Consider the following 20,407-nt stretch of genomic DNA (forward strand, 5'->3'; position numbering starts at 1 on the left):
GCCGGTAATTGGCATAGTGCAATGGCCCTTCACAGTAGGGCAGCTGCGTTCTTTGGTTTGTTTCGCCAGATCTAAGTCGATTTCATGAAGAAGAGAAAATAACGATTGTTGAGTAAGCAAGTCTAATGATATCATGGTTCCCGCCATTGGTTTAATGTGGCAGGAGCCCTCCATCAACGCATCGGCCAAGAAACGTGAGGGGGCTCCTCTCTTTTTCCATCACTTTTCTGGACCATTTTAGCGATTTTTTCCATCATTTTTTGAGTCCGCACTCACCAGGGGCTTGCTATTGGAAAAACGGGAGTGCGCAATAGATAACCTTGAATCTTTGAAAATCATTAAATTGATTCTGGTGTCCCATCGCGTAGTGGTGGAGAATCCTGCTATAGCGACAACGGTCGGATAATGGTCACTCTCTCCGGAGCTATCTCTTCCAGAAGAGAATAGTCAACCATTTCAAGATAATTCCTCGGGATTTTACGCTCAACAATATTGTTGTCCAGTGCCCATTGTTCAATACCTTCCAGGTCGGTAAAAATTGACTGTTTCAGGCTCAGGTAATAATTCATTTCATGCCGGACGGTCCGAGCCATCGCCTTAACATCATATTTTTTAATTTTTGATAAGATCTCAATACTTTCCTCGGCATTGGTCTTGATGAATTCTTCAGCTTTAAGAATGGCCCGCAGCATCCCTTTGGCTTGTTCACGGTGTTGTGTCACCCATTTTTTGGGAACCAGGAGGTGCTTGCTCTTTCTGTAAATGGCCGAGGTCTGAAAAATCACATAATCTTCTCCAAGAATTTTTTGCGTTTCCGCAATGGGTACCCCATGCTGCATTGTGGCATGGGCCAGCCCGCGTTTAATGGTGTCTGGAATCTTTTTTTTGCCCACAAAAACCTCTTCAACATCATCTAAAGTCAATCCGTTAAACAATAAAAATCTTTCAAGAAAAAAGTGAGAAAATCCGCCCCTTGAGGGCAGAGCGATTTTTTTGCCTTTCAGGTCCGAAACCTTGATGATTCCGGCACTTTTTCTGGCAAGCAGTTTCATCTCGTTGTCAGTATAGGAAAGTGTCCCGATAATCACATGTTGAGATACATCCAAATTAGACCGGACAATACGGAGGCTGTTGAGTGTTGTTGAATCGGCCTTCCCCTGCATATAAGCCTGGAACGCCTGTTCACTCCCACTCGTGAATAGTGTTGTTGTCGTGACCCCCTGTTCTTTGAAAAGACCTTTTTCTTGGGCAATGATCACCGCTCCGTCCATTGCGCCCCAACCCGTTGCAATGGTTATAGGGGGGAGGCCGCCATGGCGGGTTGGGAATAAAATGAAACTACGGCAAAAAGAAATACAAAAATAAATGCTTTCATGACCCTTCTCCTTTTCTGAGTTTAGATGGATAATCGCGGTGCTGACCGGCGCCGCACACCGATCAAGCAAACGCAGTTTGATTGATCGGTGTGCGGTGTCCGGTCCAGTACCTTGTTCTGGCGCCAGAGGCGCCGGGACAAGGTGCTGGACGCAGTCAGCACCGCGATTCTCGGCGGCGCAGCCGCCGAGAACGCCTGTTTAACCCGCATTCCCCAGAGCTTAAGCGGCGGGGAATGTCGGGTTGAAACTTTTGTTGGACAGTCTCATTTCTCTGATTCTTTCCCAAAAGTTACTCTTAGGGTGCAAACCGATAATTTAGATTTGATACTTTTTGGCAACATAACAGACAAATCATAAAATTCAGGTTTAATAAAATCAGGTGGTTATGAATACCATATTTTGACTTTTTGTGCAAAATACCCGTGATAAGTCCAAAACCTAAATTATTGAATTGCACCCCCTTCCAACCAAGGCAGCCAGTTGCCGTGACAGATAGACAAAACCGCACCGGATGCGCATTTGAACGGCCTATCTTTAACATAGACCGTGGCAGGATTTTGAAATGGGGCCTTGATAATAATCATGGACTGTTCTCAACCAAGGGGGTCGAACTTTGATCGTACCCCTTTAAATACCCCCTCACAGGCCAATCACCCTTGCCCGGGGTAATTGAAAATATGGAACCATGGCCGGTAATTTTTAACCAGGTGGGAAAGACCAGCGCATTTTTGATTGGGCCTCCGCAAAATTACGGTGTCATGTGTATGGGGTGCTGCCAAGTTTAAAGTGAAGGATTTTCTATTTTAAAATTCGGGAATCTCCCACATTATTTCCAGTATTTAACATCTCAAAATAACATGCAAAAAAGTAAAACGACAAGATTTTGTGCGCAGTAAAAGTGCGCATGCGTACCAGGGGATTAGTGAAAAATACCGGCGCAAAACTGCGGCGTCATGTGTATGAATAGCTGTCAGGTTGAAAGGTGCTGAAAATCACCTTTAAAAAGGATTTGAATCCTCTTTAACAAAGACTGGATTTAGTACGCATGAATTGTGCGCACAATAGTGCACGGATAAGTGCGCACCAGGAATCAAAAGAGTCCACAAAAGACCTCCTCCATTTTTGTGGCGGTCAGGTACAAGAGATTGGCCGAAAATTCAGCCGTCATATCAGTGATGATGCTGGCGGGATGATAGCACCATTTTGGAGGTGAGCCATAGCATTCCGGCCTTAAGAAAGTGAATTCCCAGTGACACACAAACTTGTAGCCCAGTTTGTAGCCAGCCCTGTTTCACAATAAAAAAAGGCTCCCATCAAAAACGCTGAGAGCCTTTTTTTATAATGGTCGGGACGACTGGATTTGAACCAGCGACCACTTGTCCCCCAGACAAGTACGCTACCAGACTGCGCCACGTCCCGTTAAAAGCAACGTCGGAGTAATTATCACTTCCGTATGCGAGTGTCAATAAAGAAACTAAATTTTTCCAGTTTATTTCATCTCTCCTGGACCCAGTCCCCCCAAATCCGTTATATTCGGAACAGGGAAAACTTAAGATCAGCTCTTTTTATGCCCATGGAACCGGTAAGCATGCAGTTTCGAAATTGTCGGCCTTCAGCCACAGTCCTGCCGCATCTTCTGAGTCATTTTTTTATATTTTATTTGACAAAAATAATTTTCCCATCCTATTAAACGATATCATCGTGGAAGGACATGGAATTCTGCGAATTGCAGGGACGTATCAAAAAAAAAGAAGATCTTTAAAATAACAGCCATCCGTAAACTATGCTATTTTGGGGACAGAAATCGTCTTAACGGTAGTAGATGTGCAAGAATAAAAAGTTCCAAATTTTGAGGAGGCCCTATGAGAGCACTGAAAGAATTGTGGCTGATAATAACTCTGATTGTTGCGGCAAGTCTTCTGCTGTTGGCATCAGACTGGGGACAACGAACCAATGGAAAAAAAGAAAAAAAGAGTTATTCACAGATTGCAATATTTCAGATAACGTCCACGTCATTGCTTGACAATCATGTGGCAGGGGTAATGGACCGCCTGGCAGCCCAAGGGATGCTGGCACCGGACCGCTCAAACGTCAAAATATATAATCCCCAGGGAGATATCCCCACAGCCAACACTATTGTTCGTGAAATTGTAAATTCCCCGGCAGATATTGTGATCACCTCCAGTACATTGGCGTTACAAAATTTTTCCAAGGTCAATGCCAATACAAAAAAGATGCATGTATTTGGGGCTGTGACAGATCCCTATGGATCAGGGGTTGGCATTCTGGGACCCGGGGAAGATATGCATCCCCCTTATCTCGTGGGAATCGGGAGTTTTCAGCCTGTGGAATCCACTTTCAAAATAGCCAAGGAGATGAATCCCAATCTCAAAAAAGTAGGTGTGGTCTGGAATTCCGGTGAATATTGCAGTGAAGCATGCATGATTAAGGCACGGAAAATCTGTACCGCACTGGGGATTCAATTGGTGGAAGCTGTTGCCAACAATACCTCGGAGGTGTCAGAGGCTGCCAGAAGCCTGGTGGCAAGAGGGGCTGAAGCAATCTGGGTCGGGGGGGACACCGTGGCATCATCCGCCATAAACCTTTTAGTCAGTATCGGCAAACAAGCAGACATTCCTGTCTTTACCAATGACCCTTCTGATACGGAAAAAGGCGCGCTCTTTGGACTGGGGGCAAATTATTTTACGGTGGGCCAGCTCACAGCGGATATGGCCATAGATATTTTAAGGGGTAAAGATCCCCTCACCATCCGAATCGAAAATGTTGTGCCTGAACTGCTGCAGATCAATGGGGAAGTGATGACTTCTTTTGATGGGGCATACCGCCTGACGGAAAATTTAAAAAAGCATCTTAAAAATCAACAGCAAAAATTCACAAAAGACCCGGCCAATAAGGCTATGAACCATGGAAATGACGGGGAAAAAAAGGTCTGGGACCTGAGCATCGTGCTCTACAGTGAAACTGAATTTGCAGAATCGTGCAGGGACGGTTTTATCGACGGGTTGCAGAATGCCGGCTTCAGTGAAAAAATGGATTACAATTTGAAAGAATACAATGCCCAGGGGGATATGAGCACCTTATCCAGCATTATGACCACAATTAAAGCAGAACAACCAGATCTTCTCATGGTGGTATCAACGCCGACATTGCAGGCAGCCTTGCGACTGGTGGGGCCTGATGTCAACATTATATTTACCGGTGTGGGAGACGGTGTCAAAGCAGGGGCCGGGAAAACGGAAAAAGACCATCTTCCCAATGTGACAGGTATCAGCACACGCAGTGCCTTTGACGCAATGGCCCGGATCATTCATGAAACAAATCCTGAAGCAAGGATTGTGGGGACACTTTTCACACCGGCAGAGATCAACAGCATCCTCTACAAAGATTGGTTCCAGGAGCAGCTGGAAAAAATAGGGCTCAAGCTCCTGGCAATTCCGGTGACCTCCAGCGCGGAAGTTGCCCAGGCAGCGACACAGCTTTGCAGCAAAGATATTGATATCATTGCCCAGGTGGTAGACAATTTAACCCGCCCGGGATTTGCTTTTATCGCACGCCGGGCCAGGGAAAAAAAGATTCCAATTTACGTCTTTGACAGCCAGCAGATGAAATATGGAGCAGTCATGGGAATTACGCGGGATTATTACGATGCAGGGCTGGAGGCTGCGGGAAAAGCCATTCGTGTATTGACTGGAGCAGACCCGGCCACCATTCCCTTTAACAATACAAGCTCGGAAAAATTGATTGTGAATTATGACCTTATGAAAGAATATGCGCTGGTCATACCGGATTATTTTCAAAAAAAGGCAATCCCATTCAGCCTGCCAAAGGGAAAAAATTAATGCAGATACATCATAAAACCCGAGGAGACTATCTATTTGTAGAGACCGAGGGAAGACTGGATGCAAACTGGTCCGAACATTTTACCGATACGGTTATGAATTTCGTCAGGGAAGGGCATCATCACCTGATCATTGACGCATCAAAGATGGTCTTTTTAAGCTCTGCCGGAATCCGGGTCCTTTTGCTTATTTTTAAGTCCATTAAAAAAGTGGAAGGCCGCTTTTTTATTTACAATGCCACGGAATTTGTGACTCTGACCCTGACCACATCGGGTTTCGGGGACTGGCTGATCACGGCATTGCCTGGGGATATCCCCGGGCAAGCCACTTCCTCAATGCAAAAAAACTATGAACATTTCAGTCTGGAATCCGATAAGGGACAATGTCTGTCCATCCATAATGCCTGGCGTCCCTGGAAACAGGTGAAGCGCTCGGATATTAAAAACATCAAATGTGTTGACAATTTATTTTCGTTGGGAATCGGAAGCCCTGGAATGGATAATACCGACCGCGGAAAACAGTTTGGAGAATTTTTGGCAGCCGCCGGCCATGTGGTGTATCAGCACCCTGCAGAGGAAAGCCGCTCGGATTATCTGATCGCGGAACAGGCTTTTATCCCAACCATGCAATGTATTCAAGCCCTGACCCTTGAGGGGGAAATGGCAAACCTGATGCGATTCTCACCCACTGATGAGAAAAGATTTTTCACACTCAGTCAGATTGTGGGAACGATGATGGCAGAAACGCAAATGACAAAGGCAGGATTGGTCCTTATCGGAGAAGTGGAAGGATTGGTGGGGGCTTCGCTGATCAAATCTCCGGGGGCATTGAAGGCGGACAGCATCATCTCTTATCCACAGATCAAAGAGTGGCTGAACTTCAGCGGGGAAAGGGCATATGCCCGCCATCAGGCTGTCATTCTGGGTGTGGTTTCCCGAGAACCTGTCAATGATGAGCAGTTGCTTTTCCCCCTGGGGCCGGATTCGGAATATGCTGCCCATCTGCATGCGGCGGTCTTTCCCCACCAGGTCCTTCAGAATGGCCGCATCGACCTGTTTGAAACCCTTGGGCAATTTTTTAACGGCCCCTCTCCACTGGCTGTTCTGCATCTGGTAAATGACAGCCGGCCGGTCATAGGACTTGGAGAGAGTGCCCTTGTGCGGGGAGCCTGCTGGTTCGCCCCGGTCAGTGATGAGGAGGTACACGCATGAGTCTGATTTTCGGTGCATTTACCATGGGACTGATCCTCAGTCTGTTGTCGTTGGGGATGTTGATCTCCTTTCGCATGATACGTTTTACAGATATCACTGTGGATGGCAGTATTACACTGGGGGCCGCCATCACGGCCGTTCTGATCACCCAGGGCTGGTCTCCATGGCTGGCGGCTCTCATGGCATTTTGGGCCGGTGCCCTGGCCGGCTCCGTCACAGGCGTTCTGCATACCCGGTTCAAAATCCAGAAAATTCTGTCCGGCATCTTGATGATGACGGCTCTCTATTCCATTAATCTGAGAATCATGGGCCGCAGTAATATTCCCATGCTGGATACGAACAGCTTTTCCGATGGTATGAGGGCCCTGTTACTCAAACTCGTCAACAATGCTGACAGGATAAATGTGATGGGGTGGCAGGTGTCCCTGATTGATGCGGCTGTGCTGATCATGATGACCTTTATCACGGTGATTGTGGGATTTTTACTATACCGCTTCTTATTATCACACTTTGGTACGGCACTGAGGGCGGCTGGTATTAACGACCAGATGATCCGGGCCCAGGGTGTGGATCATCATGGCATGATCGTCTTTGGGCTGGCTCTGGGAAACGGTTTGGTCGGGCTCTCAGGATCTTTTCTGGCCCAGTATCAGGGCTTTGCCGATGTGCAGATGGGGATTGGCATGATGGTGTGGGGATTGGCCTCCATTATCTTGGGTGAGGCGCTTATCGGTAAAAACAGCCTGGGTCTTCAAATCATTGCCGTGGTCCTGGGCACGATCCTTTTTCGGTTGCTCATCGCCATTGCGCTCCGCTGGGGCCTGAATCCCAATGATCTTAAACTGGTGACATCCCTCTTTGTTTTTATGGCCCTTGTGGCTCCCCAGTGGTTCCGAAAACTGTCAGGAAATTTTCAGAGAGGAAAAGGCCATGCTTGAGATCACACATATTTCCAAAACATTTTTCCCCAACACGCCCAATGAGGTCAACGCCCTGAGAAATGTAAACTTAACCCTGGAGAAAGAAACATTTACAGCCGTTATCGGCACCAATGGGTCGGGGAAGAGCACCTTACTCAATGCCGTGGCCGGCACCTTTGAATTGGATGCAGGACAGATCCGGCTGGCTGGCTCGAACATCACCGGCTGGCCGGAATATAAACGGGCAAAACTCATCGGCCGGGTATTTCAGAACCCCTTTGCCGGAACAGCGGCAGAGATGTCCATTGCAGAAAATGTTGTTCTGGCCATACATCGGGGACAACGGCGTTCATTAAGAACCGCAGTGACCCGGAGCCTGCGGGAAGAGGTCGCCGACCGGGTCCGGTCCTTGAAAATGGGTCTTGAGGACCGTCTGGATAATCCCATTGGCACCCTCTCCGGCGGACAGCGGCAGGCACTCACCTTGCTCATGGCGACCTGGCGAAAGCCGGAGCTGCTGCTTTTAGATGAACATACGGCAGCCCTGGATCCCAAGAGTGCGGCAAAGGTGGCGGAACTGACCAGGGACATCATCAAGCAAGATAAACTTACAGCCCTCATGGTGACCCATTCCATGCAGCAGGCAGTGGATCTGCCGGACCGTATTGTGATGATGCACAAAGGACAGATCATTCGGGATTTTCAAGGCAATGATAAGCGCCGGGTCCGCATCCCCGACCTGCTCAGTACCTTTGACCGGGTGCAGAAAAAAGAATTATTTGATGAAAGTGTGGCGGAATTGCTTTATGGCGCATATGCCTGACCTTTACATGAACAAGGAACTTTTTTAATTTGGGAGCAAAAATATGGGATTTACAATTGATCATTTTAATATCAACGTACTGAACCTGGAAAAAAGTATGGCTTTTTATCAAAAAGCGTTAGGCCTTACAGAGCTGAAAAGAAAAACGGCCACAGACGGATCCTACATTATCGTATTTTTAACGGACAATCAGTCTGTCAACAAATTGGAGCTGACCTGGCTCAAAGACAGGGAAACGCCTTACGATCTCGGTGATGAAGAATTTCATATTGCATTCAAAACCGATGATTTCGACGCAGCCCATGCCCTGCATGAGAAGATGGGGTGTATCTGCTATGAGAACAAGGGGATGGGCATCTATTTTATCAACGACCCGGATGGGTACTGGCTTGAGGTGATTCCCGCATAACTGGGAAAATAAATTTTTCCAGTTTATTTCATCGCTCACGCCCCAGTCAATGTCATAAAGTTAAGAAACGTTCAGATTAAAAACACGAAGTTCAGTACTCTAATATCTTCGTGAACTTCGTGTTCTTCGTGGTAAAATAAAATCTCAATGCTTAAGTTTATGACATTGACGCGATGTTGATCAGGATCTGACCTGCCCGTTCCCCCAGGCCACAAATTTTGTGGTGGTCAACTCTTTTATGCCCATGGGACCGTAAGCATGCAGCTTTGAGGTGGATATGCCGATCTCTGCACCCAGGCCCAGCTGGCCCCCGTCATTGAACCGGGTGGATGCATTGACAATGACAAGGGATGCGTCCACCTCCCGGATAAAACGCCGGGACCGCTTCAAATCCGTTGTGATAATCACTTCGGTGTGGTTGGACCCGTAAGCCGCGATATGGGCCATGGCATCATCCATGTCCGTTACCACCTTGACGGCCAGAATCAGATCCAGGTACTCCATGGGCCAGTCCGCTTCGGAGGCAGGGAGTGCATCCGGCAATATTTCGCAGGTTTTCGGGCACCCCTTAAAGGTAACGCCGGCATGGGCCAGTGCCTTATGGGCCATGGGCAGAAATTTTTGGGCCACACCTTCATGAACCAGCAGGGTTTCCAGGGCATTGCATACCCCGGGCCGCTGGGCCTTGGCATTGAGTACGATGTTGACGCCCATGTCCAGGTTTGCCAGATCATCCACATAGGCGTGGCAGACCCCTTTATAATGTTTGAGTACAGGAATGCTGGAGGCTGCCACCACATGGCGGATCAGGCCTTCCCCGCCCCGGGGGATGATCAGGTCGATATATTCTTCCTGTTTGAGCATAATATCCACGGCAGCCCGGTCCGGTGTGGGGATCACCTGGACGGCACCGGCCGGCAGACCTTGTGTGGAAATACCCTGTTCAATGGCCAGGGCCAGGGCCTGGTTGGAGTAAATGGCTTCGGAACCGCCCCGCAGGATCACGGCATTGCCGGCCTTCAGGCACAGCCCTGCCGCATCCACGGTAACATTGGGCCTTGATTCGTAAATAATGCCGATAACCCCCAGAGGAATGCGCATCCTGGCAATTTCAAGACCATTGGGCCGGATGGAGGAATCCGACAGGGTGCCCACGGGATCTTCCAAGCCTGCCACGTATTCCAGGCCGTCAACCATCCCGGCCAATACCTTGTCCGTAATGGTCAGCCGGTCGATCATGGCATCGGACAACCCGTTTTTCCGGGCCTCTGCTACATCCTTTGCATTTTCCGTCTGGATGATGTCTTTATCCTTTTCCAACTGCCGGGCAATAGCAAAAAGCGCTCTGTTTTTCTGCTCCGCAGGCAAAGCCGCCATAATCCGGGCAGCTGCTCTGGCCTGTTTGGCAATTTCAATGATCTGATTTTCCAAAGACATAGAATGGTTCTCCTTTAAGTTTACTCCGGCGTTTATCCTAAAAAAAATTATGACCGGGCATCATCCGGGTACGCGGTGATCATCAGATTATCCCTGTGAATTACCTCGTCATAGGACCTGAACCCCAGGCGTTCCTTGATCTGGCTGGTCTTGCAGCCCATGATTTTTAATATATCCGAGGCATTATAATTGACCAGGCCCATACCCAAAACCACGTTGTCCTCTGTGATGAATTCAACAGGATCGCCTAGGTCAAAATTGTCTTCCACCCGGATGATGCCTGACGGCAAAAGGCTTTTGCCCTGTTCCACCACGGCTTTCTGGGCACCTTTGTCGATGGTGATCCGCCCCTTGGCCTGCAGGGTCAGGCCGATCCAGTTTTTCCTGGATGAGGCCTTCTGTCCATTGGGAACAAAATAGGTGCCGGTATAGTTGTTGTCCGCTATTTTGATCAGGATATCCTGTTCCAGGCCGCAGGCAATGATCATGGGAATGCCTGCCGACGTCAGCTTTCTGGCGGCGCTTATTTTGGTGCCCATTCCCCCTGTGCCCAACGGTCCTGCAATTTCTCCGGCCATGGCCTCAATATCACTGCCCATGGCTGTGACCTGCCTGATAAGCTGTGCATCCTCATGGATCCGGGGATCTTTGTTGTACAGACCGCCGATATCCGTGAGATTGATCATGAGGTCCGCGCCGAGCAGCATGGTGATCATGGCCCCCATGTTGTCATTGTCCCCGAATTGAAGGGATTTTACCGCGACAGTGTCATTTTCATTAATAACAGGCACCACCTGCCATTCCAGAAGCGTGTTCAGGGTGTTTCTGGCGTTCAAATACCGGACCCGGTCACACAGGTCGCCCCGGGTCAGAAGAATCTGGGCCACTTTCCGTCCCCAGTGTTCCATGGCCTTTTCCCATTCACGGATCAGATCAGCCTGGCCAATGGCGGAAACCGCCTGGCGTTTGGGGGTTTCTGACGGCCTTTCTTTTAGACCGATTTTTTTAACACCCGCAGCCATGGCCCCGGAAGAGACAAGGATCACTTCTTTGCCCCGGTCATGGAGCACGCTGATCTGCCTTGCGATGCTGTTGATGACGTCAATGTTGAGGCTGTTTTTCCGGGTCAGCACCCCTGAGCCCACTTTGACCACGATGCGTTGGCATGTGGACAGGACTGAAAATTGCAGGTCGGTGTTCATTATATGTTCCAGGTTTTTTAAAAAAGGCGGCAGCAGACCGCCGGTCTAATAGTCTCTGATTAGTAGTCTCTATAGAAACCCAATGATGGGCCAAAAATTAAACCATAGCGCAGATGATTGCAAGGCATGATTTTTCAGGACCGCAATTTCAGTGCTGACGCATGAGAATTTAGAATCAAAAAATCCAGGCGGGGTTTATGGGATATCCCGCCGTTCAAAAACAAACACAGCAGCCGTCAGAATCAAAGCCGCATAGCAGAGCGCATAAACAAAACTTAACCCAAGTTCCTGAACCGGGATGGCCAGATCATGGACCACCCGGGTTTTGTAGTTTAAACGCTCAAGGTTGGGCAGGATATAATAGGCCCCGTCTGCCAGGGCCTTAAACACAGTGTCTTGGGACCCTTTGGCAAGCAGTCTTAAATCCTGGGTGAAATGCCCGATGATAAAAATGGCCAGGGTAAACATGCCGCTTAAAAACGGGCTTGAAAAGGCGGAAAAGAAAACGGCAAAGGCCAGAATTATCAATATTTCAATGTAAATGGGCCCAATGGCTGTTAAAAGTATCCATGGCAGGGCTTGTTCATAGGCAACACAAAGGGAAAACAACAATATAGTCATCACCGCAACTTCCACCAGAATGGTCAGGCTGAGCCCTAAATATTTGCCCAGGAGAAACTGCCACCGGGCCAAAGGCTTGGAAAGAATAATATAAATGGTGCGCTTTTCCATCTCCTTGTACACCATGCCGATGCCCACAAAAATGGCGATCAGCGTACCGCCGATGGATATGGCACCAAGGCCGAAGTCCTTGATAATTTTCATGGGATCTCCGATGGTCAGTTTTCCCAGCACAATGGAGAAAAAGACAAGGATTACCGCAAAAAATAAAAGGCTGTAAAATATTCTGTCCCGGATGGATTCCTTGAATGTATTCAGGCCGATGGCCAGCACCTTGTTCATGGTTTTATTCCTGTTCGACGGCTACCGGTTTGGTATCTTGCCCGGTGCTTTTCAAATAGATCTCTTCCATGCTTTTTCTTGCCTGGGAAAATGAAACAAGTTCCAGACCCTGGGTTCTGATCGTTTCCATGATCATGTCTGCCGTTTTTTTATCAGCCGTTGAAATGATATGCCGGTTTCCCCGGACCAGGTGTTTGACATTTTTTTGGCCGTCAATTTGACCTTCAATGCCGGACAGATCCAGGGTGCCGCCATGACAGGTGATTTCCCGGATCGTATCGTCATTGGATGATACGGCATCATCCATGGCAATAATCTGCGTAATCTCCCCGTTGGCAAGGATCCCGGCCCGGTCACAGATCATTTCCACATCGGAAATAATGTGAGAGGAAAAAATAATGGTCTTTCCCTGGTCCCGGCAGGACAGAATAATGTCCCGCATTGATTTTCTGCCCATGGGATCAAGGCCGGACATGGGTTCATCTAAAATCAGCAGTTTCGGGTCATTGACCAGGGCCTGGGCAATGCCGATGCGCTGGAGCATACCCCGTGAATATTTACGCAGTTGGGTATTTCTTGCATGGGCCAGACCCACAAGATCCAGCAAGGCATGGACCCTTTTTTTTCTCTCTTGCCCTGTCATATCAAAAAGGCTTGCATAAAACCCAAGGGCTTCGGCCCCGGTGAGATAGGAGTAAAAATAGGGCTGTTCCGGCAGATACCCGACCAGGGCCCTGGCTTGCCGGTCCTTTGCAGACCGCCCCCAGAAGCGGATCTCTCCTTTGTCCGGCCGGATCAGGTCCAGCATGAGCTTGAACGTGGTGGTCTTACCGGCACCGTTTCCCCCAAGATACCCGAACACCTCATTGTCCCGGATCTGGAAATCAAGGTTGGAGATCACCTGTTTTTTCCCCAGCCATCCATTGGAAAAACTTTTAGTGACGCCCTTGATTTCAATTGCTGCTGAATCGCTCACTGGTGCCGTCCTTCTTAATCATATTGGGGGACCCGCATGGGCAGGGGCAGATCATCCTGGCGAGGTGTTTTTTCTTTTTTAATATGCACTTTCAATTCCCCGGCTAGGAGCGTGTTTTTAACAAAACGGCCCTGCCCTGCAATATAATAGGTCCCTCCCCTGGGATCAACCGGGATTTCTGGAATCATACCGGTATCTGCCAGGTCATTTAAAGCTGAGGGATATTTTTTAAATTTCAGGTAAAATAACTCAATGGCCTGGTTCAATCTTTTCAGAATAGCTTCATGGCGCACCTGGTGAAGCCGGACAATCAGACGAGCCTTAAGATCCGGATTTTCCGTGGACTGAATCATCTCCTGTAAAAAAGGCACGGCCACTTCAGGAGAATCCGCATCCGCATAAAGCCTTGCCACAAGGTTGGGCAGGTAGGGTGGGCTTTGGGGAAATTTTGCGGCCAGTTCAAGGTAGCGGGCAGCAGTCAGGTAATCCCTCTTGTAATACATATAATCAAAGGCAAGAAAAAAAGGCAGATAATAATACCTGGGATGGTTGGAAGGCACATGTTCCATCCCTTTCTTCAACAGGGCAATACTGCTGTCAACATCACCGGCATCGGCAGCCAGGACAATACCGCCGAATTCATAGGGGGGCTGGTATAATGGGTCCAAAGTTGTGACAATATCCAGAATATGACCCAGCCATGTGTAATTCTGATCTGTTGCGGAATGGCGTCCAAAATAGCCAAGGGCTTTAATCCAAAGTAGATCGCCCAGTATCTCATCATATCCAAGAGCAGCACCTTTTAAGAATTTACCAGAAGGTAGATAACTTAAATCTTCGTAGGAGAAACAGGGATATTTTTTATCAAGAGTGATTGAACAAAAAAGAAACCCGGCAACAAGGATTATCACCATAAATGGTAACACTATTTTCTTTAAGAGTGCCAATGCAGGATAAGAAATACCCCGGGAGGAAAAGCAATCTATCCCGGGGTGATGTTAAATAATTATTCTTCTAAATTTATCGGATAAACACCTATTCTTACTTCTAAAATGCATTCGCAGGAACGGGACCTGAAAGCTCAGCCGTTTGGGTAATAGTAAATACGGCATTGCTAGCATCACCATCCAGATTCCCTGTTGCAGTTGCAGTAAATTGTGAGGTAGCGCCACTAACGGAATACTGATAATAGACACTTCCCGCAGGGACAAACCCAATATCACTCCACCCGGTTGAGTTGGCAACCCATGGACCTTTGGTAGCGGCAGGGACAGCTGCCGGATTTGCTGCACATGTTGGATACTTATCATTTTCAGCGCGGTAACTTTCCAAAGCGGTTTTTATCGCACCCAGATTAGTCTTTGCTTCAGCCGTTTTTGATTTAAGCTGATAGTTCAAATAATTGGGAATGGCAATGGCAGCCAAAATGCCGATAATGGCCACAACAATCATCAGTTCGATCAGGGTGAACCCTTTCTGGTTGTTTCTGATACGTTTTGTCATTTTAAAAGCTCCTTTTTTAAGATTTAATGATGTGACAAAATTTTTCAACGAATGTTGAAACTTTATTTGCAACAGCAGTGCCAAAACACGGAATCATTTTTTTAATCGTTAATATACTGAAATAAAAACGTTTTAGCAAGAAAATTTAAAATTCTACGAAAAAACATTACATATTTTTTTGATACATTTAACAAAAACAGGCCCCTGCCTGACAAAAAATGTCAATCAGCCGCTTTTTCGTCAATCGTATCATCCTGGGGCTCAATTTTATCAAGGCGGTACCTGAAAGATCTCAGGGAAAGGTTTAAAAGCTCTGCGGCTTTGCTTTTATTGCCCCGGGCAGTTTCCATGGCTTTTCTGATATAGGCGCCCTCTATGCCCACCATGATTTTATCCAGGTCCACACCCGAAGCAACGTCTTCTATATCGTACCGTTCTCCCTTAATCCCCTCAATCCACCGTCTTCGTTTGTAAGATGAAATGGTTAAGCTTTCAGGCAGAATGATATTGGTTGAGGAGAGGGCAACCGACCGTTCAATCAGGTTCTCAAGCTCCCGGACATTGCCGGGAAAGGAATATTTGTTCAAAAAATCAATAGCATAGGAAGACAGCTTGGCAATATCCCTGCCAAGCTTTGCTGAATACTTTTCCACAAAATGGGCCGCAAGGAGCTCAACATCACCCCGTCTGTCCCGCAGCGGCGGCACCTTGATGGGGATCACGTTCAGCCTGAAAAACAGGTCTTCCCTGAAATTGCCGTCAATGACTTCCTGTTCAAGTTTTTTGTTGGTGGCGGAAATGATCCGGACATTCACGTCAATTTCCCGGGTACCGCCCACGGGCTTGAACCGGGTTTCCTGGACAGCCCGCAAAAGCTTTACCTGCAGAAAGGTAGACAGTTCGCCGATCTCATCAAGAAAAATCGTACCGGTATTGGCAGCCTCAAACAATCCCTGCTTGTCTGCCACCGCCCCTGTAAATGCCCCTTTGACATGGCCGAAAAATTCGCTTTCAATCAGCGTGTCCGGGATTCCGCCGCAGTTGACCACCACAAAGGGCCTGTCCTTGCGCTCGGAATTATCGTGGATGGCCTGGGCGATAAGCTCTTTGCCTGTACCGCTTTCACCGGTGATCAGCACATTGGTCTTGGTGGGGCCGATCTGGCGTATCCGCTGGTAAATCGCCTGCATGCCCGGGCTGTCACCGATGATGCGGCTGAAATGCAGATGATTTTTAAGTTCAGTTGACCGGTACGCCTTTTCCTGCTCCAGGGTCAAAAGTTCCAGGGCCTTGGCAATGGTGGCGCACAGCTCATTGTTGTCAAAGGGCTTGGGCACAAAATCGTAAGCCCCCTCGTTCATTGCCTCCACTGCGATTTCCGTTGTGGCATAGGCGGAAATCATGATCACCACGGTGTCAGGATGCTTTTTTTTCACGGCCCGCAGCACATCCAGGCCCGTGATATCGCCCAGGCGGATATCGGTGAGCACCAGATCGTATTTTTTCTGCTTGATACTGCCCAGGGCCTGCTTGCCGTTTTTGACAAAATTGACCTTATACCCTCTTTTGGCCAGAAGCATCTCCAGGAACTGGCGCATGCTCAGTTCATCATCTACCACCAGAATGCTGTGTCCATCTGCCATGGGTTCTATCCCGGGTTAATCCCTGGTGTAAACAATCCGGCCGCCAACAATGGTCAAAGCAGCGGCCCCCTTAAGTCTGCGGCCGGCAAAAGGCGTGTTGCGTCCTTTGCTCACAAATGCATCAGGGTTCACGGTCCAGCCGGCATCCAAATCAATAAGGGTCAGATCCGCCGGATTGCCCGGCATAATATTGTTATTGATGCCCAGAAGATCTGCCGGGGCCTTGGCCATTTTTTCCACCAGCTGCACCAGGGTCAAATGGCCCCGGACCACAAGATCCAGGCTTAAGGCCAGCGCGGTTTCAAGCCCCACAATGCCGAATGCGGCCCGGTCAAATTCCACCTGTTTTTCATCTTCGGCATGGGGGGCATGGTCTGTGGCAATCATATCAATGGTGCCGTCGCAAAGCCCCTCAATAATGGCCTGGCGGTCCTTTTCACTGCGCAGGGGCGGATTCATCTTAAAGTGGGTGTCATAGGGCGGGACATCCGCATCCGTGAGGCTGAAATAATGGGGAGCGGTTTCGCAGGTGACGCGCACCCCCTTTGCCTTGGCGGCCCGGATGGCTTCAATGGACTGGGCCGTACTCATGTGGCAGAAATGAACCCTGGCACCCGTCAGTTCAGCCAGGGCAATGTCACGCATGACCATGACTGATTCCGCAGCATTGGGAATTCCTTTTATCCCCATGACCGTGGCCGGCAGCCCCTCGTTCATGGAGCCGCCATCGGCAAGACGCTTGTCTTCGGCATGAACAAGCACCGGAATATCCAGGGATTTACAGTATTCCAGGGTCCGTCTCATGAGCTGGGAATCGGTGACAGGCATGCCGTCATCGGTCACTGCCCATATCCCGGCTTTTTTCATATCTGCAATGTCGTTGAGTTTCTGGCCTTCAAGATTTCTGGAAATTGCCCCCACCGGGTATACCCTGGCCGCATTTGCCTTTTGGGCCTGGGAAAGAATAAAGGACGTAATTTGCGCATTGTCATTCACAGGTCTGGTATTGGGCATGGAACAGACCGCGGTGAATCCGCCGGCAGCCGCAGCCTTTAATCCTGTTTCTATAGTCTCCTTGTATTCCTGACCAGGCTCGCGCAAATGGACATGCACATCTATGAGTCCGGGCACGGCAATCAGGCCCTGGCCGTCAACCACTTTGACATCGTCTGAATCGTTGGCAACAGCGGGCATTTGTCCCGGTTCCGACACCGCCTCAAACAGGCCGTCCCGAATACTGATATCCCTTATGCCTTCAATGTTACCGGGATCAACGACCCGGACGCCTTTAATTTGAATCTGCATTTTTACTGCCTCCCGCCACCAGATAAAAAAGGGCCATGCGAAGGGCCACCCCATTGGTCACCTGGTCCAGAATTAGGGATTGTTCACCATCTGCCACCCGGGTTGAAATTTCAACACCGCGGTTCAACGGTCCCGGGTGCATGACCAGGGCATCCTTTGCCGCCATGGCCAGACGCGCCGGATTCAACCCATACAAAGTCGCATATTCCCGTTCACTTGGAAAAAGAAGGCTGCCCTGGCGCTCCTTCTGAATCCTGAGCATCATGACCACATCCGCATCTGCCACACAGGTATCCATATCCCGGGCCACGGTGCAGCCCATCTGTTCAATGCCGACAGGGATCATGGTCCCGGGCGCACAGATGGTCACCTTTGCCCCCATTCTGGACAATCCGATAATATTGGACCGGGCCACCCTGGAATGGGAAATATCCCCCACAATGGACACGTTTAAATCCTCAAACCCGCCCTTCTCCTCCTGGATGGTCATCATGTCCAAAAGGGCCTGGGAGGGATGGGCATGGGTGCCGTCCCCGGCATTGATGACCGAGCATTTTACCCATTTTGCCACCTGGCACGCCGCGCCCGAAGATGAATGCCGCATCACGATAATATCAGGCTTCATGGACTCAAGGGTCCTGACCGTATCCCTTAAAGTTTCCCCCTTGACAATGCTGGAGGAAGATTTGGATATGGCCACCGTGTCTGCGGAAAGACGCTTGCCAGCCAGTTCAAAGGACATCTTGGTCCGGGTTGACGGCTCCTGGAAAAAAAGCACAATGGTTTTGCCCCGAAGGGTGGGCACTTTTTTAACAGCCCGCTGGGATATCTCCTTCATCCCCCGGGCCGTGTCCAGGATATAAGTGATTTCCTCACGGCTCAGGGATTCAATATCCAGAATATCTTTTTTCTCAAACCGCATGTTTATCATTCCTTAAAACAGCAAGGTGCCGATCCGGTTCAAACGAACGCTGAAATGCGCCTTGTCCCAGGACCAGTAAATAATAATGGCTTCGCCCCGCACTTCACTTAAGTCCACAAATCCCCAGAACCGCGAGTCATGGCTGTTGTCCCGATTGTCTCCCATGACAAAAAGCTTGTTGGCCGGCACTGTGATTTTTCTTAAATTATCCCGGGTGGTGATCTGGCCCGGCAGAATCCGGGAATCCTTATACTGGGCCCAGGGCTGGTCAGTGACAAGCTGGTCATTGACATACAGTTTTTTATCCACAATCTCAAGGGTGTCGCCTGCAACGGCAATCACCCGCTTGATATAATCCTTGGACGGATCTTCCGGATATTTGAACACCACAATGTCATTGCGCTGGGGATCTTTGACCGGGATCAACGTTTTCCCGTTGGTAAAGGGGATTTTTACCCCGTAAATAAATTTATTAACAAGAATCTGGTCCCCGATCTGAAGCGTCTCAAGCATGGAACCGGAAGGTATCTTAAAGGCCTGGACAATAAAGGTACGGATAAACAGCGCAATAACAACGGCAATGAGAATGGCTTCGATATTCTCCCGCCAGGTGCCTTTCTTTTTTTTACTCATTTCCTGCTTCTTTTTTATTAGGATTAACAGAACAGATGCTGGGGAACTCCGATATAGAATCTGGATTGCTGGATTTCAGTTTTCAGTATCTGGGCAATCTTTCTTGCCTTGACCATACTGGACATCGGCACGGTGGGGACACGTTGCCCCTTGATGGTGATGGACCCGCTTTTAAGCTCGGCATAGCTGACCTGGCCGTAGGACTTGGAAATGCCCTTGGGGTAGTCATGTCCGTAGTCGATGATCTGGGTAAAAATCTCTTTGTCAGACACGGAGGTATATTTGAGGATCTCTTCATTTAAGATGGGAATGGGGATACCAAGCCCAACGGAAATCGACACCCCATAACCGCGGATGCTCAGTCCCACCAGCCACTCAGGCGACATCTGCTTAAGGTCTCCGATAACGGACAGGGTCCCTGCCCCGCTCAAAGGCACCCCGTTAAGGCCTCTGTCCACATCTTTTTTATGCTGGGTACCGGTCCAGGTCACGTAGCCCTGGGCCCCGCCCAGAAAAATCCGTGTTCCCAGCCCGATGGTTTTCAAATAGGGATCGTTGAACAAGGGGCTCAAACAACCGGAGGTCGAATAGTTGGCATTCCCCACATTGGGTTTAAGGGTTCCCATGTACGTGTACTTTGTCTTGTCCGACCGGTTGATGGCGCAATTATAATTCTGATATGCGTTTCTCGGGTTACACAATATGGCATTGGGCAAATCCTTCAAGGTGACCATTTTCTCAATTTTAAGATTGGGATAACAGTCTGTGCCATAGCTCTCTGCCCTCACATGCACCTGCTTGCCGGCCACAAGATCCTGGATCACATGCCCGCCCCCGTAATTAAACTCGCCCGGATGGTATTTATTTAAAGGATCATTTTCACAAACAGCCGTGGCCCCGAGATAGCAGTCCACCGCTGCAATGGCCGAATAGGCCGGCACATTGTTGAACCAGGTTTTGGTGGTGCGAATCACAGGTGTAGACTGGCCGATGTTTATAAATGCCCCGGATGAACACATGGGTGCAAAGGTGCCAGTGGTAACCACATCCACTTTCCGGGCAGCCTCCACAATTCCTTCTTTATCTGCGATATCAATAATCTCTTCCGCCGTTACCACCACGGCCTGTCCAGCCGCAATTTTGGCGTTTATCTCTTCATAGGTCTTATTCACCTGGCAGGTACTCATAATTTGGATTGTCCTGATTTTTTAAAAAAAGGTTATA

18 protein-coding genes and 1 tRNA gene are annotated in these 20,407 nt (G+C 48.9%); 5 read left to right on the top strand and 14 right to left on the bottom strand.

All coding sequences use genetic code 11. The annotated features are described in order from the left end of the window. The 3 genes from Q366_RS21745 to Q366_RS13180 form a co-directional block, all read right to left on the bottom strand. Window positions 1-189 (bottom strand): hypothetical protein (locus tag Q366_RS21745; protein WP_211251897.1); only part of this gene is annotated, 189 nt, incomplete at its 3' end. A gap of 194 nt (window positions 190-383) precedes the next feature. Continuing rightward, window positions 384-1,271 carry an ABC transporter substrate-binding protein gene (locus tag Q366_RS13175; protein ID WP_035239720.1) on the bottom strand — a complete coding sequence of 296 codons (888 nt, stop codon included), beginning with the start codon at window positions 1,269-1,271 and terminating at the stop codon, window positions 384-386. A 1,447-nt stretch (window positions 1,272-2,718) separates the two neighbouring features. Then, window positions 2,719-2,795: transfer RNA gene (locus tag Q366_RS13180), tRNA-Pro, on the bottom strand. 443 nt (window positions 2,796-3,238) lie between these two features. Here Q366_RS13180 and Q366_RS13185 point away from each other — a divergent pair. From Q366_RS13185 to Q366_RS13205, 5 genes are read left to right on the top strand one after another with little or no spacing between them, the layout of a single operon-like run. Further along, window positions 3,239-5,236: an ABC transporter substrate-binding protein gene (locus Q366_RS13185; RefSeq protein ID WP_035239724.1), complete on the top strand. Its 1,998-nt coding sequence runs from the start codon at window positions 3,239-3,241 to the stop codon at window positions 5,234-5,236. Beyond that, window positions 5,236-6,447: an STAS domain-containing protein gene (locus tag Q366_RS13190; RefSeq protein ID WP_035239727.1), complete on the top strand. Its 1,212-nt coding sequence runs from the start codon at window positions 5,236-5,238 to the stop codon at window positions 6,445-6,447. The genes Q366_RS13185 and Q366_RS13190 overlap by 1 nt, the downstream gene beginning before the upstream one ends. Then, window positions 6,444-7,385 carry an ABC transporter permease gene (locus Q366_RS13195; protein WP_035239728.1) on the top strand — a complete coding sequence of 314 codons (942 nt, stop codon included), beginning with the start codon at window positions 6,444-6,446 and terminating at the stop codon, window positions 7,383-7,385. The genes Q366_RS13190 and Q366_RS13195 overlap by 4 nt, the downstream gene beginning before the upstream one ends. Beyond that, window positions 7,378-8,190, top strand: coding sequence for an ABC transporter ATP-binding protein (locus tag Q366_RS13200; protein WP_035239729.1), 813 nt, complete (start codon window positions 7,378-7,380; stop codon window positions 8,188-8,190). Before Q366_RS13195 ends, Q366_RS13200 begins: the two co-directional genes overlap by 8 nt. Before the next feature lie 43 nt (window positions 8,191-8,233). Then, window positions 8,234-8,599 (top strand): VOC family protein, encoded by a 366-nt coding sequence (locus Q366_RS13205; protein WP_035239731.1) that lies wholly within the window; start codon window positions 8,234-8,236, stop codon window positions 8,597-8,599. A gap of 180 nt (window positions 8,600-8,779) precedes the next feature. Here Q366_RS13205 and Q366_RS13210 read toward each other — a convergent pair whose 3' ends face one another. The 11 genes from Q366_RS13210 to Q366_RS13260 all read right to left on the bottom strand — a co-directional run bounded on the left by Q366_RS13210 (window position 8,780) and on the right by Q366_RS13260 (window position 20,370). Further along, complete coding sequence (locus Q366_RS13210; RefSeq protein ID WP_035239733.1) at window positions 8,780-10,036, bottom strand: glutamate-5-semialdehyde dehydrogenase; 1,257 nt, start codon at window positions 10,034-10,036, stop codon at window positions 8,780-8,782. Window positions 10,037-10,083: 47 nt separating this feature from the next. Then, window positions 10,084-11,238: a glutamate 5-kinase gene (gene proB, locus Q366_RS13215; RefSeq protein ID WP_035239735.1), complete on the bottom strand. Its 1,155-nt coding sequence runs from the start codon at window positions 11,236-11,238 to the stop codon at window positions 10,084-10,086. Window positions 11,239-11,433: 195 nt separating this feature from the next. Next, window positions 11,434-12,201, bottom strand: a complete 768-nt coding sequence (locus tag Q366_RS13220; RefSeq protein ID WP_035239738.1) for an ABC transporter permease — start codon at window positions 12,199-12,201, stop codon at window positions 11,434-11,436. 4 nt (window positions 12,202-12,205) lie between these two features. Then, window positions 12,206-13,177: an ABC transporter ATP-binding protein gene (locus Q366_RS13225; protein ID WP_051958046.1), complete on the bottom strand. Its 972-nt coding sequence runs from the start codon at window positions 13,175-13,177 to the stop codon at window positions 12,206-12,208. Between the two features lie 14 nt (window positions 13,178-13,191). Beyond that, complete coding sequence (locus tag Q366_RS13230; protein WP_035239740.1) at window positions 13,192-14,091, bottom strand: tetratricopeptide repeat protein; 900 nt, start codon at window positions 14,089-14,091, stop codon at window positions 13,192-13,194. Window positions 14,092-14,224: 133 nt separating this feature from the next. Beyond that, the gene (locus Q366_RS20400) at window positions 14,225-14,764 is read right to left on the bottom strand and encodes a type IV pilin protein (protein WP_342668596.1); all 540 of its coding nucleotides are present in this window, start codon (window positions 14,762-14,764) and stop codon (window positions 14,225-14,227) included. Between the two features lie 137 nt (window positions 14,765-14,901). After that, a complete protein-coding gene (locus tag Q366_RS13240) occupies window positions 14,902-16,323 on the bottom strand; it encodes a sigma-54-dependent transcriptional regulator (RefSeq protein ID WP_035239742.1) in 1,422 nt (473 codons plus the stop codon). Between the two features lie 15 nt (window positions 16,324-16,338). Next, window positions 16,339-17,628, bottom strand: coding sequence for a dihydroorotase (locus tag Q366_RS13245; RefSeq protein WP_035239745.1), 1,290 nt, complete (start codon window positions 17,626-17,628; stop codon window positions 16,339-16,341). Further along, window positions 17,612-18,550: an aspartate carbamoyltransferase catalytic subunit gene (locus Q366_RS13250; RefSeq protein ID WP_035239749.1), complete on the bottom strand. Its 939-nt coding sequence runs from the start codon at window positions 18,548-18,550 to the stop codon at window positions 17,612-17,614. Before Q366_RS13250 ends, Q366_RS13245 begins: the two co-directional genes overlap by 17 nt. A 12-nt stretch (window positions 18,551-18,562) precedes the next feature. Next, window positions 18,563-19,183 (bottom strand): signal peptidase I, encoded by a 621-nt coding sequence (lepB, locus tag Q366_RS13255; protein ID WP_051958048.1) that lies wholly within the window; start codon window positions 19,181-19,183, stop codon window positions 18,563-18,565. 23 nt (window positions 19,184-19,206) lie between these two features. Next, entirely contained in the window at window positions 19,207-20,370 is a 1,164-nt protein-coding gene (locus Q366_RS13260; protein WP_035239752.1) for a homocysteine biosynthesis protein, read from the bottom strand. Window positions 20,371-20,407: the final 37 nt, after the last annotated feature.

Origin of the sequence: Desulfobacter vibrioformis DSM 8776, assembly GCF_000745975.1 — a bacterium.
In the GTDB taxonomy this organism is placed as follows: Bacteria; Desulfobacterota; Desulfobacteria; order Desulfobacterales; family Desulfobacteraceae; genus Desulfobacter; species Desulfobacter vibrioformis.